The organism is Caproicibacterium argilliputei, from assembly GCF_029211325.2.
In the GTDB taxonomy this organism is placed as follows: domain Bacteria; phylum Bacillota; class Clostridia; order Oscillospirales; family Acutalibacteraceae; genus Caproicibacterium; species Caproicibacterium argilliputei.
This window is the reverse complement of sequence record NZ_CP135996.1, coordinates 1145847-1160783: the sequence shown is the minus strand read 5'-3', so window position 1 is coordinate 1160783 and position 14937 is coordinate 1145847. Positions and strand designations below refer to the sequence as shown.

Below are 14937 nucleotides of genomic sequence, written 5' to 3'. Positions count from 1 at the left end.
GATTCACTGTTTGACGGCACTGCTTTTCTGGTAGGCGTTTAAACTCGACTGGCTGCTGACTTTGGCCGCGCGCACCATTGCCTGCACCTGCGCTGTGTCCAGTGCTTCTCCAGTATAAGAAACCAACTTTGAGGAATCTGTGGAAATCAGACCGGTTGGGTTCATTTTTGCACCGTTTTTGTGTACTTCAAAGTGGCAGTGCGCACCGGTTGAACGCCCGGTACTGCCCACCAGTGCAATCAGCTGACCCTGCGCTACTTTTTCTCCTTGCGAAACCAGTAATTTGCTGGCATGACCGTAAATGCTTTCAAAACCGTTTCCATGGTCAATAACCACATAATTGCCGTAACCACCGGCATCGAAACCGGCAGTCACCACGGTACCGCCATCCGCAGCATAAATTGGCTGCCCTGTCGCATTCGCGCCGGAAAGATCCAGCCCATAGTGGAAAGAGCCCCACCGCGCGCCATAACCGGACGTAATGCTCGTCAGCGTCGGCGTCGGCCACAAAAAATAACCAGTGGCCGTACCCGCTGCGCTCGCACGCGTTTTGGTTCCCTTGACCGACACCTGCGTGACCGGCGCGCGATTCTGCTTCTCCTGCAAGGTACGCCTGGCGGTTTCCTGACCGTTTACACACGTCACTTCATATGTGGTGGTTTTCAGCCCGGTTTCCCCTTTGGTCTTGACCACCGTTTGGTCATCGTACAAATCCTCGGAAAGAACCGTCTGCTGTGCAAACGCCACCGACGTTGTTTTCGACTCCGTCCGTGTGGTTTGTACCGACAGTACCTTCTGCGGCAGTTCCAACTGAATCACATCGCCCGCGTGCAGGCTCTGCAGATTCAGCCCCTGGTTCGCCTGCGCAAGCGCAGCTTCCGAAAGGTTGTTCTTTTTCGCAATGGAAGCCACCGTATCGCCGCGCAAAACCGTATAGGTTTTGGTTTGGCGGCGGTTGCCGGAAAGCAGAACCATCATCGCATCATCGGTCACAACCGCTGTCTGCTCATACTGCCCCGGTACAATGGCAATCCGGTTCAGAAAGGCGGCATCCGTACCATGTGTCGCAGTTTTTGCGTTATTCAGTACATTGAGAAGCATTTGCCGTAGTTTATCCTCGTCATAAACCGCGCCAATAAAATTATCATCCACATAAAGACCAACTGCCTGCTGCTTCACCGCCGGAGCGTTTTCCGCAAGCAGCAGTTCGGTTGCGCTGGTGCGCACAGACACCGGCCCATCTGATAAAGCAAAGCGCAGGGCGGCCTTTCGCACAGTCTGTGCTGTGGCAGACGCAGCCATATGCGGCTGCAGTTGTGCATGATGAACCTCTGCCGACCATGCGTGCGCTGTGTACGAAGACCCCGCTACAACCAACATAGCCAGCACCGGCAGAATCGATTTTTTTGCAAAGTGCAGCAAAAGAGCACATCTTCTGTTTCTTTCCTGCCGCGTCTGCTGACTTTCTGCATTCTGATTTTCTGACTCCATATAAGATATCCCTTCTGCAAGATTTCTGTTTGGATGTATTCATCACGGATATCATTATAAGCCAATAGTTACAAAAATGCAACCTTTTTTCATCGACAGAAAGTACAAGAATCCTCTGCTTTTAAAAATCTGTACAGGCAAATTCACTGCATCTCGTTAGATTTTTTTAAGAAGCAGCCATTTTTTAAAAATAAAGATTGCAAAGTTGTTACGATTTATAAACCAAATCAGAAACACACCAATGCGAAATCACCGGCAGAAATTGCTTGGCTTCCCGCACCGCGCCTGCAAGGTCATGCTCCAAATAGTTTCCGCATTCCGCTGCTTTTGCTCCCGGAATTTCGCCCTGCCAGTCTGCAATCTGCCGAAAAGTTTCCTGAATCAACACAATCGAATTCGCCGGAGAAAGATCCCGAACCAGCAGGTAAAAGCCCGTGCGGCAGCCCATGGGGCCAAAATAAATAATCTGCTGCGCGAAGCGTCCGTTGCGAGCCGCCGTTGCAAAAAGATGCTCAATCGTGTGCATCGCCGCCTGCTCTAAAAACGGCGGCTTGTTTGGTGTGCGCATACGAATGTCATAGGTCGTGATGTCTCCGTCCACACGGGACGTATAAATTCCGGGCGTCAGCAGATTGTGGTCAACGCAAAAGCTTGCGATTTGCTTCATATTTGATGCTCTCCTTTTTCTTTACAATGAGATTGAGTGCGCGTTATCCGCGCGTCCTGTTCCTGTTTCCATGCCGTTACCCGCTGCACTGCCCGCGCAGCGGTTTCGTCATAGAGCTGCAAAAACGTGCGGCTGTCTGGATTTTCTCCAGTGCCCCATGCAGCCCCTGACAAATTTGCATAATCAAAGCTGGCATCTTCAGTAAAGCTGCGCATCCGACTGGACCATGTATGCGGCTTGTCATGTTCACGCCGCAGATAAAAAATGCGCTTCAGCCCTGTGCTGTCCGTCAGGCGGCGATACAGCCGACGACTTTCTTCCAGTGCCTGCAGACAAAGTTCCTGCGCATACGGCAATCCGACGCCCTTTTCCAGAAGATATGCAAACAGCTCCGCCAAATCGCTCTGCACCGTGCCGGATTTCGGCAACGCCTGCAGCAGGGAAAAATCCGTTGGCAGGGCACCGCATTCATAGCGAAGCAGAATACAGTCAAGCGCGGATTCCTCTTCGTTTTTCCAGATTTCCGCCGGCTGCGACCGGTCGCGTGCGGCCATCTGCGCAGCGCACCAGGAGATATACGGAGTCGCCGCCTGCTCCAAAGCCGAACTGCACAGAAGCCCTTCTGCACAGGAAAGACCGTTTTCCCGCTGGACCATTCCACAGCAGTCATGCAGCAGACTGTCCCATACAGCCGGTGGCTGACCGCTAAGCTGCTGCGCAGCCGCCGTCAGGCCGCTGTTCCGCAGGTTAGTCAACAGAGCAGTGCCCTGCGCACCCCAAAGAAAAGCAGCCTCGCTTGGAACAAGAACTCCTTTTTTGCACAGTTCCTCCTGTACGCGTTTTGCAAACAGATAGTGAACAATGGGCGCCGGCATCTGACCGCCTCCTTTTCGAATTCAAGCGTATTGTAGCACAATTCCCAAAAAAATGCTACTCCAGCTCCGGCGCAGAAAGCTGCAGGCGGCACAGCAGCGCATGATAATCCGCTGGAAGCGGCGCACGAACGTTCTGCTCGCCTGCGGCAGGCGAAACAAACCGCGCCGAAGCGCAATGCAGCGCCTGTCGGTCGATGAGCGCCCGGTTGCCGCCATAAAAATCATCCCCGGCAAGCGGGTGTCCGATGGAAGCCATATGCACGCGAATCTGGTGGGTGCGTCCGGTGTCAAGCACACACCGCACCAGCGTGTGCCCCTGCCCGGCCGCGGCCGCCTGCCAGTGCGTCACCGACGGCCGCCCCTCTGCGCACACGCACTGGCGTACCTTACTGCCTGCCTGCAGGCCAATTGGTTTTTCAATCGTGCCACTGCCGGAGAGCGTTCCTTCACAGACCGCCCAATACACTTTCTGCACTGTTGGCGGTACAGCCGACGCGCTGTAGCGGTCTTTCGCCAGCAGTACAAGGCCGGTGGTGTCACGATCCAGCCGGTAAAGCGGATGGAACACCGGCATTTCCCCACGGGCTTCCAGATAGGTCAACGCAACATCCCGCAAGGTACCGGTCATCTGTCCTGCCCGCGCATACAGAATCATGCCGGCGGGTTTGTTCACCGCCAGAACCGAAGCATCCTCATACAGCACCGCAAGCGGCGCCGCGCCGTTGGGATGCACCGGCAGCCCCTCCTGTTCCTGCGGTAAGCGCAGGACAACTACCTCGCCGGCGTGCAGCTTATCCGTGGCAATCTTTTGCTCCCCCGCAACGCAAATGCCCTGCTCCACGCGCTTGCACTGTGCCAACAGACGTGCAGACACGCCACACGGTCCGCGCAGAAAGCCACGCACGCTGACACCTTCGTACCGCTCCGGCACCGTAAAGGATAATTCCCGCATACTTCCTCCGTAAAAAATGCCACTCCGCACCGCAGAGTGGCATTGGTATTTTTTAAAATCCGTTTCAGCAGACCTTGGTGGTCCAGCCCATGTCATCCGGCAGTTTGCCCCACTGGATTCCCGTAAGCGTATCATACAGCTTCTGAGTCAGCGCGCCGGTCTTGCCGCCGTTAATCCGCGCAACCTCCCCTTCGTAGCGCAGCTCACCAACCGGCGAAATGACCGCCGCCGTACCGGTGCCAAAAACTTCTTCCAGTTTGCCTGCTTTGCCGGCCTTCATGACATCCGCAATCGGCAGACGGTCAACGGAAACGGTGTATCCCCACTTTTTCAGCAATTCGATGCAAGACATCCGGGTAATGCCGGGCAGCACCGTGCCCACGGTTGGCGCTGTGTAAACCGTACCGTCAATTTTAAAGAAGCAGTTCATGGAACCGACTTCCTCCACATACTTGCGCTCCACACCGTCCAGCCAAAGTGTCTGGCTGTAGCCGAGTTTTTCAGCAGTTTCCTGTGAAATCAAGGATGCCGCATAGTTGCCGCCGCACTTGATGTAGCCGGTTCCACCGGGTGTTGCGCGGACATACTTGTCCTCCACGTAAATTTTCACCGGATTCAGGCCAGTCTTGTAGTAAGCCGCCACCGGGCAGCAGATGATGATAAACTGATAAGTTTCAGAGGGCTTAACACCCAGGTGTGCTTCCGTTGCAATGCAGAACGGACGAATGTACAGGGACTCGCCCGGCAGAGTTGGCACCCAGTCCTTTTCCACCTTGACCAGCGCCTTGATGGCCTCGACAAAGTCCTGCTCCGGCACAACCGGCATACACATACGCTCATGGGTAGACTGAAAGCGCGCTGCGTTCTTTTCGGGACGGAACAGCTGAATGGAACCGTCCGGCGTGCGATATGCCTTCATTCCTTCAAAAGACTCCTGTGCATAATGCAGAACCATGGCAGCCGGGTCAAGCTGCAGCGGCGCATACGGAACAATGCGTGGGTCGTGCCAACCCGTACCTTCCGTATAATCCATTACAAACATATGGTCTGTAAAGATGGTGCCAAACGGCAGCGAGTCGCCCGGTGCCGGCTTTTTCTTTGGCGTTTTTGTCAGTTCATAGCGGATTTCCTGCATTGAAAATGCCCTCTTTCTCTTGATTGCTTTCTATTTTAGCACGCAAACAATATTCTGACAAGTCATTTGCTTTGTTTTCATTATGGCACAGAAAAAAACGGAAAAATGTAAAGCGTGTTACAGTTTGCTGCCTTTTTCTGTGCGTTCAGCCCAGCATCCGCAGACCTTTGGGATAGTGATTCTTGAAGCGGCCGCCGCCCGCTTTGCCAAAGCCGACCGTCACACCGCTCACCGAAACGCCACAGTATCCGCGGTACTCCTGCGGGACTTCGATTTCTTCGCCGTGCAAAAATGCCTGCACACGGGCGTCCTCCCGCTCAAGCGCCACGCACTGCAGGAGCTGCCGCGGCTCTGCTGCCAGAAAAGCCGCGTGCGCCGGTTCCAGCCGTGGCAGCGCCCCCTTGCGGTGCACCGGCTTTTCCTCGCCCAACAAAACACCGGCGCGCAAAACACCCAGCCCCTGCAGCGGCGGCAGCCCCTGCGGAAGCAAATACAGCTTGTCCCCAAACTGCGTGGGAATCCCCTCCGGCAGCGCCGCAAAAAGCTGCCCAAGCAGTTCCTTCGCCGCAAGCGATTCGGAAAAGCGGCCTGCCGCGGGCAGTCGCGGCGCATCCCCGTCGCGGCGCATCACCGCCACAAAGTGCCCCTCCCCGCCATCCATCGGGTAAATCCGGCGGGCTTTTTCCAAAGCGGGTCTGCCGCCCTGTAAACCGCAGTCCGCAAGCGTAAAATCCGCGTGCCGTTTTAAAAATTCTGTAACGACACCTTCGTTTTCCTGCGGAGAAAAGGTGCAGGTGGAGTAGGTCAGCACACCGCCGGGACGTACCGCCTGCCGGGCACTTTCCAAAATTGCCTGCTGCCGCACCGCACAGGCGTCCACGTGTTCCGGCGACCATTCCTGCACTGCCGTTTCATCCCGCCGGAACATTCCCTCTCCCGAGCAGGGCGCATCCACCAGAACGCGGTCAAAGAAGCCTGCCAGCGCTGTACAAAGCACTTCCGGCGCACAGGAACTAACCACCGCGTTGCGCACGCCAAGCCGCTCCATATTGGAAAGCAGGATTTTTGCCCGGCTGCGCACCAACTCATTGCTCCAAAGCAAGCCTTTTCCGGCAAGCAAGCCCGCAATCTGCGTGCTTTTGCCGCCCGGCGCCGCGCAGAGGTCTAAAATTCGCTCCCCCGGCTGCGGACGCAGCGCCGTCACCGCCGCCGCCGCGCTCGGCTCCTGCATATAAAACGCACCGGCATGGTGCAGCGGCTCACGGCCCGGTCGAAAGGACTCCGGCGCATAATACGAAAACGGCGAAAACGGCGCGGGTTCCAGCGGAAACGGCAGCGCCGCTGCCAAAATTTCTTTGCTGCACTTCAGCGGGTTCAGCCGCAGTCCGCGCAGCGCCGGACGGTCGTAGCAGGAAAAAAACGCCGCTGCCTGCCCGCCCAGCTGCTGCTGCATCCTTTCAAAAAACAAAATTGGCAAAGACAAAGCAAACCCTCATTTCGTATATTTTTTGCACCTTGTGTCATACTACCCACGTAAGGAGGTGAGCATTTTGGATAACCAGAAATCTTCTACTACCAGCAAATACGAAAGCTCCACGCAGAACTGCAACAACTCTGTAAACAGCCAGAGCCAGAACAAGAAAGAGCAGGAAGCGCAGAACAAAAAAGCACAGAACGCGCAGAATAAAAAAACGCAGAATGCACAGAATCGCACCACTTCTAAATACGAAGGCTAACACTGTGCTAAGCTGAAAAAAGGGATCGGGCGGCCCTGCAGTTTCCTGCAGAGCGGCCCGGTCCCTGCTTATTTTCAGAGAAACAGCCAGCTTACTTTTTTCGTTCCGCAAGCAGCTGCGGCAGGGTTTTATCTGCAGGTACAGAACTGCGGAAGCCCTCTCCGCGAATCTCCCCGGCATCGCCGACCACCATAAAGGCATTGCTGTCTTCCGCTTTTACCAGATCCATCACCTGGTAAACCTCAGAGCGGCTCACGGCGCACATCAGGACTTCGCCCTCACGCCCGCTGTACATCCCCTTGGAATGCATGGCCGTTACCCCGCGGTCGACTTCATTTAAAATTCGGCTGGCAATCCGATCCGGAACCCGCGTCACAATCCACAGCACTTTGCCAGTGCCGGAATCCGCACCATAAAGAATCGCGTCAATCACCCGCGTGGAAACAAACAGATAAATGACCGCGTACAGCGCGCTTTCCACCCGGCGGTAAACTACGGCGGAAGCCAGAACCACCAGCACATCCACCGACATCATCAGCCGGCCGGTACTCAAGTGCCGGAAGTGGCGCTTCAGCACCCGCGCAATCATATCGGTGCCGCCTGTGGTGGAGCCGCGCATGAAAACCAGCGCCAGGCTGATGCCCTCCAGCAAACCACCGAAAAGTGCCGCCAGCATCGGGTCACCGTGGTAAGCCGGCAGAAACGCACTGAGCCAGTCAATGGAAACAGACGAAATCAGCGCAGCCACAATGGTTTTCGTAACCAGTTTGTATCCAATCTCAAAAAACGCCCAGATAAAAATCGGGATATTGATGACAAAGGAAACCGCGCCGATGGGCAGCCCGCTAACGTAGTTAATGACCGTGGAAAGGCCTGTCACGCCGCCCGGCGCAATTTTGTTGGGAGCGGTGAAAACATTGATGGCCACGGCAAAAATACAGCCGCTCGCTACATAAATCAAAAGGTCAATGAAGATTCTTTTTGCTGTACTTTCCTGTTTTCCCGACAAATTTCTCACCTCTCATGCTTGTGCCTGCTCCGAATCCAGAACCTGAAACAGAGCGCGCAGGCGCTCTAGCTTTCCCTGCAGATACAAATAGCCAAACAAACACTCCAAGCCGGTCGCCGCATGATACGCCGCAACCGATGCATTTTTGGGCAAATGGTTGGTATGTGCGTTGCGGCCGCGGTGCAGCACATCGATTTCTTCCTGTGTCAACAGGGGCTGCAGAACCGCGCAGTCCGCCGCCTGTGCGGTACAGCAGACACGCTGCACCGACTGCCTGTGCAGCGCCTTAACCGGCTGGTTGGCATCACACACCAGCTTTTCCCGCACAAAAAGCTCAAAGACGCAGTCCCCGACAAAGGCAAGGGTCAGCGGGCTGAGCGTTTTGGGGTCACAGGGCTTCTCTAAAAAACGTTCCATGGCGCACCTCTATGTCAAAAAAATTCTTATGCAATATAATCAAACTGCACATCGTAAATCGAAACGGTATCGCCGTCCTGCACGCCGGCTTCCTGCAGGCGCGCGTCCACACCGGTTTCCAGCAGCACGCGCTGAAAGTACTGAAGGGATTCGTAATCGTCAAAATTCACCGACTGCATCACCTGCAGCAGCCACGGAGCTTCCACCACAAAAATGCCGTCTTCCCGCGTAATCCGCACCTCGCCGCGCGAAATTTCTTCCGGCTTCGGCAGGGGAGCAGGCTCCGGCTCATAGCTGCGAATCGGCGGCAGTTTGCTGAGTTCTTCCGTAATTTTATTCAGCAGCGGGTCCACGCCCTCGCGGATGGGCGCCATGATGGGATAGAAAAGGTATCCCTGCTCCTCCACAAACTTACGGAACGCTTCCACGTGCGCTTCGTCCGTCAAGTCGCATTTGTTGCCTGCCACCAGCATCGGCCGCTCAGCAAGCTCCGGATTAAATTTGCGCAGTTCCGCATTGATGATCTGGAAGTCCTCCTTTGGGTCGCGGCCCTCGCTGCCGGAAACATCTACAATGTGCAGCAGCAGCCGGCAGCGCTCCACATGGCGCAGGAATTGATGTCCCAGCCCCACTCCCTGCCAAGCGCCCTCTACCAAACCGGGAATGTCTGCCATGACAAAGGAACGCCCTTCGGAAAGATGCACCACGCCGAGCACCGGTGTCAGAGTTGTGAAGTGGTAATTGGCAATGTTAGGTCGCGCTTCGCTGACCACGCTGACCAGAGTGCTTTTGCCCACATTCGGAAACCCGACCAACCCAACATCCGCCAGCAGCTTCAGTTCCAGTTGCACGTCCAGTTCCATACCGGGCGTGCCGGGTTTGGCAAAGCGCGGCACCTGCCGCGTCGGCGTTGCAAAATGCACATTGCCCCAGCCGCCGCGGCCGCCCTGCAGCACCGTCTGCGGCTCATCACCGGAAATATCCGCCAGCAAGCGGCCGGTTGCTGCATCCTTTACCAGTGTGCCGCGCGGCACGCGCAGAACCAGGTCTTCGCCTTTTTTTCCGGAACATCTTTTCCCGCGGCCATCCTCTCCGTTTTTCGCGACAAATTTCCGGCGGTAGCGGTAATCGCTCAGAGTAGAAAGGTTATCGTCCGCCAAAAACACGACGCTGCCGCCGCGGCCGCCGTCGCCGCCGTCTGGGCCGCCCGCCGCGACATATTTTTCCCGCCGGAACGAAACGGCACCCGCACCGCCGCTGCCTGCTTGCACATGAATTTTCGCACTGTCTATAAACATAATTTACTCCTGTCGGCGCGGTACGCGCGCCCGCGTGTTCTGCGGGTGCACTGCTGTACCCTCTGGTTTATCAGCAAACGGCAAACTCTGCGCATTTCGCCGTTTGCTATTATTCTGCCCTGAAAACAGCAAAAATCCCAGGCTGCATCGCCTGGGATTCTGCTTTGCTGATTTACTGTTCTGCTGCGTAAACGCTGACTTTTTTACGATCTGCGCCCAGGCGCTCAAATTTGACTTTACCGTTCACCTTTGCATACAGCGTGTCATCGGAACCGATGCCCACGTTCTCGCCGGGATGAATGTGGGTACCGCGCTGTTTGACCAGGATGTTGCCGGCCAGCACGAACTGACCGTCCGCACGCTTCACGCCAAGGCGCTTCGACTCGGAATCACGGCCGTTCTTTGTGGAACCCATACCTTTTTTATGAGCAAATAACTGAATATTAACTTTCAGCATTTTTTACACCTCTTTATCACTCATGTTGATATACTTCGGATACTGTTCTTCCAAATTCTCAATGTGCAGTTTCAGCGCCTGCAGGAAAGGGCGGCACTTCGGCTCGTCCGCAGGCGGCACCCGCAAGTGCAGAACCCCGTCCTGTTCGGTAATCTCCGCTTTGCTGTGCAAAACATCTGTCAGCGCATTTGCCGTCAGATAAGCGGCGGAAGAAACGGCGGCACACACCACGTTTCTGCCTGCCTCACGGCTGCCGGCATGACCGGAAAACGCAAAGCCGACACACTGCCCTGTCGTGGAATCTGAAAGAAACCTGCATTGAATCATCAGGCGTTAACAGCCTCAATCTGTACTTTCGTGTACGGCTGGCGGTGACCCATCTTGCGGGATTCACCCTTTTTCGGCTTGTAAGTCCAGATGTTAATCTTCTTGGACTTACCGTTTTTCAGCACTTTGCCGGTTACGGAAGCACCCTCCACATAAGGTGTGCCAACCTTCAGTCCCTTGTCGCCGCCAACGGCGATGACCTTAAAGTCAACGGTACTGTTTTCGTCCGTCGCAAGCTTTTCCACAAAGATAACGTCATCTTTCTCTACTTTGTACTGCTTGCCGCCGGTTTCAATAATTGCATACATAAAAAGAAAACCTGCTTTCTGTAGACTCGCTATCGTAGGCGGAGCCCAAAAGACTCACTTCAACCCAAAATAAGCGGCTAGATTATTTTAACACCGGATGCTCAGTTTGTCAAGCACATCCCATCAGCTTTCCCGCGCAGCCATGCGGTCTGCCAGCATACACAAAAACGCCGCTTTGCCGCCAAACGGCGCCAGAGCTTTTTTTGCCTGGTCAGTCAAATCCGCCACGGCGCGCCGCGAAGCTTCCAGCCCCAGCAGCGCCACATACGTCCGCTTGTCGTTCTGCGCATCACTGCCGGTCGGTTTGCCAAGCAGCGCCGCGTCCCCCGCAACATCCAGCAGGTCGTCCTGAATCTGAAACGCCAGACCGAGCGCTTTGGCATACGCATCCGCAGCGCATTTCTGCTCGGCGGCGGCGCCTGCCAGCACACAGCCCATGGCTGCAGACGCACGAATCATTGCGCCCGTTTTTTTTGCATCAAGGTCAATCAGCTCCTCCGCGGTGATGGCGCGGTTTTCGTTGAGCAGATCCAGCACCTGCCCCGCCACCATGCCGTGGTCACCCGCCGCGCGCGCAAGAATCGCCGCCGCCTGCAGCGTTCGGCTCTCCTGCGCCCCTGCCTCCCGGCACGCCAGCACCGTTTCAAACGCTTTGGTCAGCAGTGCGTCCCCCGCCAAAAGCGCATTTGCCTCCCCAAATTGCTTATGACTGGAAGGCCTGCCGCGGCGCAGGTCGTCGTTATCCATACAGGGCAGGTCATCGTGGATCAGCGAATAGGTATGCACCATCTCAATGGCGCAGGCTGCCGGCAGCGCGGTTTCTGTGTTTCCGCCGCACAGGCTGCAGAATGCAAACACCAGAACCGGTCGCAGCCGCTTGCCACCCGCAAGCAAGCTGTAGCGCATGGCTTCATAAAGGATATGCTCCGGCAGTTCCGGCTGTTCCGGCACAAAACGCACCAGCGCGGCTTCCGTCATCTGTGCATACCGCTTCATCTGCGCTTCAAACTGTACTTTGTCCATGTTCCGCTCCTCCAACGTCTAACCGCTGTATTCATAAATCTATTTATGCCTGCAGTGCCTCGTAAAAATCCGCAATCTGCCGCCTGTCCGCCAGTGCGTGATGCACCAGAACAGGAACCGGCAGCAGCGCCCCCGCGTAATGCGTGGGTTGGAATCCGCCGGGCGCAGCACAGGCTGCACAATCCGCCGGCAAAAAGCGGGCACGGCATTCGCCGCGTTTCCGATCGCATACAGCAAATGCAGAAAAAACGACTCCCCCGTCGCTTTCGCTTTGGTCCAAAGTTCCGTGGCGTCCACGTTGACCGTCATTCCTGCGTACGGATACGCCAGAGAGCAAAAATAATCGAAGTGTGCTTTGCGGGGGGTAAGTTTCCATGTCCAGCTTCCGGCACTTTACCGTTCGTTCCATCACGGTTCCTCTGGTGCGCCATCCTTGCCAGCAGTGATGGTTTTCATTTTCAGCTCCGCTTCCTGCAGCTTTTGGTAGCAGAATGCAGTTAGCTGGGTGCCTTCCTGATACAGCTTCATGGTTTCCTCCAGCGGCGCGCTGCCGTTTTCCAATTTTGTAACTGTCTGCGCAAGCTTGTCCATTGCCTGCTCAAACGTCATTTTCTTATTCATGAAGGTCCTCCTTTTCGTCTACCGTGCAAAAAAGCGTCCCTTTGTCCATACGCACCTGCACCTGCTCGCCAACCATAACCGCGTGCGGATTGGTTAAAACGCCGCCGCCCGCGTCCGTCACCATGGAGTAACCGCGCTTAAGCACCTTGAGAGGGCTTAAATCCTCCAGTCGTCCGGCAAGCACAGAAAGCTCCTGCCTGCAGAGCTGTGCGGGGGTTTCCAGTCCCTCCTGCAGCGACTGGGCAAGCAAATCCAGCTGCATACGCTCGTCATTAAGACGCTGCTCCACCCCCAGCCGCAGCTGTACCGCCGTCTGCAGAAGCGACTCCATCAGTTCCGCCCGATCCGGCACCGCCAGTTCCGCCGCGGCGCTGGGCGTCGGCGCGCGCAAATCCGCGGCAAAATCCGTCAGTGTTACGTCCGTTTCATGCCCGACCGCGGAAATAATCGGAATCTGAGAGGCCGCTACCGCGCGCACAACCAGTTCCTCATTAAATGCCCACAAATCCTCGGCGCTGCCGCCGCCGCGGCCGATGATCAGCACATCCGCGCACTGCTTCCGGTTAAAGGTCTGCAGTGCCTGCACAAGCTGCGGCACCGCCTGCGCCCCCTGCACCGCGACCGGCAGCAGCACCAGCTCCGCCAACGGCCACCGCCGCGTAAGAACATTTTGAATATCATGAATCACCGCACCGGTTGCCGACGTGATGGCGCCCACTCGTTTGGGAAACTGCGGCAGCGCACGCTTTCGTGCCTGCTCAAACAAGCCCTCCCTGCGCAATTTTTCTTTCAGCTGCTCCAGCGCAACCGCACGCTCACCCGCACCGACCGGCTGCATTTCCTCCGCATAAAGCTGATACTGTCCTGACACTTCGTATGCGGAAACCCTGCCGCGCACCAAAACCTTCATACCGTTCTCCGGTGCAAACCGCAGTCGGCGCGCGGCAGACGCAAACATCACCGCTTTCACGGCGCACGTTTCATCTTTTAAAGAAAAGTACAAATGTCCGGAACGGTAGTGGTCTGTAAAATTGCTGATTTCGCCGGTAATATATACGCAGTTGAGCCTCGCGTCCCCCTCCAGCAGAGATTTGACATACCGGTTAAGCTGTGTGACCGTCAGCACCGCATTCTGTTTCACAGCAGTCCCTCCCTGCGCGCCGTCAGCACAGCAATGCCCGCCGCATTGTCCGCAGAAAAAGCAGGCTCTGCAAAACAGGCGCCGTATTTTTCCGTCAGTGCGGTTCGGATAAACCGGTTCGACATCACGCCGCCCGCAAAAACAAGCGGCAAACCGGGGTGTTCTCGCAGCAATGCCGCCGCCATCGCGTCTAAAGCTGCCAGCAGGCTGCAAAGGCAGTATTTCGCAATATCCTGCGGCGGCACCCCCTCTGCTTTCTGCCGTGCGCATTGATTTTCAATTCCGGAAAGAGAACAGTCCGCACCCTTCATCGACGGGCGGATGCGAAACGCAGCATCGGACTGTGCCGCCAGCTTTTCCAACTCCGGGCCGGCGGGGAACGGTAATCCCAGAAGCCTGCCGACACGGTCCACCGCCTGTCCACCTTTTAAGTCCAGCGACTGCGCCAGCAGCCGGACGTGAAACGGCTCATCCGCAGCCGGCGCTGCCAGGACCGCTTCGGTGGTTCCGCCGGAAACATGAAAGGCAAGAAACGGTTTTTCAAATAAATCCAGCCGCTGCGCGGACCAAAGTGCCGCCGCGATGTGTCCCTGCTGATGGGAAAACGTGTACAAAGGCACACCGTGCACCGCCGCCAGCAGGCGCGCCGCCCCGTGGCCAACCGTAAAACACGGCATATAGCTGCCGGGCAGCGTGCGCGGGCGGGAGGAGCATCCCACTGCCTGCAGCGTACTGCGGCTGGTCTGCGCAAACAGCGCTTCCGTCAGTTCCGGCAGCTGCTGCACATGATGGAACACCGCATCGCTCTGCCGCAGACCCAGTTCTCCCTTTCTGACCGGCAGCAGCTGTTTCTGCTGAAAAATTTCGCCGTCCCGAAACAGTGCCGTGCTGGTGGTATAGTTACTGGTATCCAGTGCAAAGATGTCAGCCATCTGTCTGCAGCTCCTTTGCGGCGGCACCCAGAATTCCATTCAGGAAGGATGCGTCATCCGCGCCGCCGTACTGCTTGGCAAGCTCGACAGCTTCATTGATGGAAACGCTGACCGGAATGTCCGCTTCCCACTTCATTTCATACAGTGCGAGCCGCAGCAGTGCCAGGCACACCTTGGAAATCCGGCGCACCGACCAGCCGCGTGCGTACCGACCGATAATCTCGTCCAGTTCGGCGCAGTGCGCCTCCGCGCCGGAGGCTGTCCGCTGTGCAAATTCATCCACTGGAGCCGGCACCTGCTTCTGTTCTTCGTCCTCTTCCTGAAAAGAGCCCGCTTCGTCTGCATAATCAATCAGTTCCGCAACGGTGCCACCATGCAGACTCTGTTCAAAAAGCAGGAAGAATGCCTGCCTGCGTGCGTCATGTCGTTTCATAGAAAACCTCCAAAATAAAAAATCCTCCGAAGCGGAGGATTTTTATTGCTCGTTCTGCTTTGTTCTTTTTTCAAACTCCACTGGCAACAGTATACCACGAAATACCGGCCGCACG

Annotated in this window: 19 protein-coding genes; 1 reads left to right on the top strand and 18 read right to left on the bottom strand. The window is 56.2% G+C overall.

The genetic code is table 11. From position 1 onward, the window contains the following. Window positions 1-3 precede the first annotated feature (3 nt). From PXC00_RS05540 to PXC00_RS05515, 6 genes are all read right to left on the bottom strand, one after another. Window positions 4-1491, bottom strand: coding sequence for a M23 family metallopeptidase (locus tag PXC00_RS05540; protein ID WP_316935139.1), 1488 nt, complete (start codon window positions 1489-1491; stop codon window positions 4-6). A gap of 208 nt (window positions 1492-1699) precedes the next feature. Further along, on the bottom strand, window positions 1700-2158 hold the full coding sequence (locus PXC00_RS05535; RefSeq protein ID WP_275845639.1) for an S-ribosylhomocysteine lyase: 459 nt from the start codon (window positions 2156-2158) through the stop codon (window positions 1700-1702). Next, a complete protein-coding gene (locus tag PXC00_RS05530; protein WP_275845637.1) occupies window positions 2155-3033 on the bottom strand; it encodes a hypothetical protein in 879 nt (292 codons plus the stop codon). Before PXC00_RS05530 ends, PXC00_RS05535 begins: the two co-directional genes overlap by 4 nt. Before the next feature lie 55 nt (window positions 3034-3088). Next, window positions 3089-3985, bottom strand: a complete 897-nt coding sequence (locus PXC00_RS05525; protein ID WP_275845635.1) for an RluA family pseudouridine synthase — start codon at window positions 3983-3985, stop codon at window positions 3089-3091. A gap of 64 nt (window positions 3986-4049) precedes the next feature. Next, a complete protein-coding gene (locus PXC00_RS05520; protein WP_275845633.1) occupies window positions 4050-5120 on the bottom strand; it encodes a branched-chain amino acid aminotransferase in 1071 nt (356 codons plus the stop codon). 145 nt (window positions 5121-5265) lie between these two features. Then, window positions 5266-6603, bottom strand: a complete 1338-nt coding sequence (locus tag PXC00_RS05515; protein ID WP_316935137.1) for an RsmB/NOP family class I SAM-dependent RNA methyltransferase — start codon at window positions 6601-6603, stop codon at window positions 5266-5268. A 67-nt stretch (window positions 6604-6670) separates the two neighbouring features. Between PXC00_RS05515 and PXC00_RS05510 the strand changes: the two genes are divergently transcribed. After that, complete coding sequence (locus tag PXC00_RS05510) at window positions 6671-6856, top strand: hypothetical protein (protein WP_275845629.1); 186 nt, start codon at window positions 6671-6673, stop codon at window positions 6854-6856. A gap of 91 nt (window positions 6857-6947) precedes the next feature. On the opposite strand, the gene PXC00_RS05505 is transcribed toward PXC00_RS05510, so the two are convergent. The 12 genes from PXC00_RS05505 to nusB form a co-directional block, all read right to left on the bottom strand. After that, complete coding sequence (locus PXC00_RS05505) at window positions 6948-7865, bottom strand: YitT family protein (RefSeq protein WP_316935135.1); 918 nt, start codon at window positions 7863-7865, stop codon at window positions 6948-6950. 12 nt (window positions 7866-7877) lie between these two features. Continuing rightward, window positions 7878-8282: a Mini-ribonuclease 3 gene (locus PXC00_RS05500; protein ID WP_275845626.1), complete on the bottom strand. Its 405-nt coding sequence runs from the start codon at window positions 8280-8282 to the stop codon at window positions 7878-7880. A 26-nt stretch (window positions 8283-8308) separates the two neighbouring features. Then, the gene (obgE, locus tag PXC00_RS05495) at window positions 8309-9580 is read right to left on the bottom strand and encodes a GTPase ObgE (protein ID WP_275845624.1); all 1272 of its coding nucleotides are present in this window, start codon (window positions 9578-9580) and stop codon (window positions 8309-8311) included. A 172-nt stretch (window positions 9581-9752) separates the two neighbouring features. Beyond that, the gene (gene rpmA / locus PXC00_RS05490) at window positions 9753-10037 is read right to left on the bottom strand and encodes a 50S ribosomal protein L27 (protein WP_275845622.1); all 285 of its coding nucleotides are present in this window, start codon (window positions 10035-10037) and stop codon (window positions 9753-9755) included. A gap of 3 nt (window positions 10038-10040) precedes the next feature. Beyond that, entirely contained in the window at window positions 10041-10364 is a 324-nt protein-coding gene (locus PXC00_RS05485) for a ribosomal-processing cysteine protease Prp (RefSeq protein ID WP_275845620.1), read from the bottom strand. Next, the gene (gene rplU, locus PXC00_RS05480; RefSeq protein WP_275845619.1) at window positions 10364-10672 is read right to left on the bottom strand and encodes a 50S ribosomal protein L21; all 309 of its coding nucleotides are present in this window, start codon (window positions 10670-10672) and stop codon (window positions 10364-10366) included. The genes PXC00_RS05485 and rplU overlap by 1 nt, the downstream gene beginning before the upstream one ends. A 123-nt stretch (window positions 10673-10795) precedes the next feature. Beyond that, window positions 10796-11695 carry a polyprenyl synthetase family protein gene (locus PXC00_RS05475; protein ID WP_275845617.1) on the bottom strand — a complete coding sequence of 300 codons (900 nt, stop codon included), beginning with the start codon at window positions 11693-11695 and terminating at the stop codon, window positions 10796-10798. A gap of 43 nt (window positions 11696-11738) precedes the next feature. After that, window positions 11739-12104, bottom strand: a complete 366-nt coding sequence (locus PXC00_RS05470; protein ID WP_316935133.1) for a hypothetical protein — start codon at window positions 12102-12104, stop codon at window positions 11739-11741. After that, window positions 12104-12316 (bottom strand): exodeoxyribonuclease VII small subunit, encoded by a 213-nt coding sequence (xseB, locus tag PXC00_RS05465; RefSeq protein ID WP_275845616.1) that lies wholly within the window; start codon window positions 12314-12316, stop codon window positions 12104-12106. The genes PXC00_RS05470 and xseB overlap by 1 nt, the downstream gene beginning before the upstream one ends. Beyond that, window positions 12309-13457, bottom strand: coding sequence for an exodeoxyribonuclease VII large subunit (gene xseA, locus PXC00_RS05460; protein WP_275845615.1), 1149 nt, complete (start codon window positions 13455-13457; stop codon window positions 12309-12311). The genes xseB and xseA overlap by 8 nt, the downstream gene beginning before the upstream one ends. Beyond that, the gene (locus PXC00_RS05455; protein ID WP_275845613.1) at window positions 13454-14389 is read right to left on the bottom strand and encodes a tRNA (adenosine(37)-N6)-threonylcarbamoyltransferase complex transferase subunit TsaD; all 936 of its coding nucleotides are present in this window, start codon (window positions 14387-14389) and stop codon (window positions 13454-13456) included. The genes xseA and PXC00_RS05455 overlap by 4 nt, the downstream gene beginning before the upstream one ends. Beyond that, window positions 14382-14822, bottom strand: a complete 441-nt coding sequence (nusB, locus tag PXC00_RS05450; protein ID WP_275845612.1) for a transcription antitermination factor NusB — start codon at window positions 14820-14822, stop codon at window positions 14382-14384. Before nusB ends, PXC00_RS05455 begins: the two co-directional genes overlap by 8 nt. Window positions 14823-14937 lie beyond the last annotated feature (115 nt).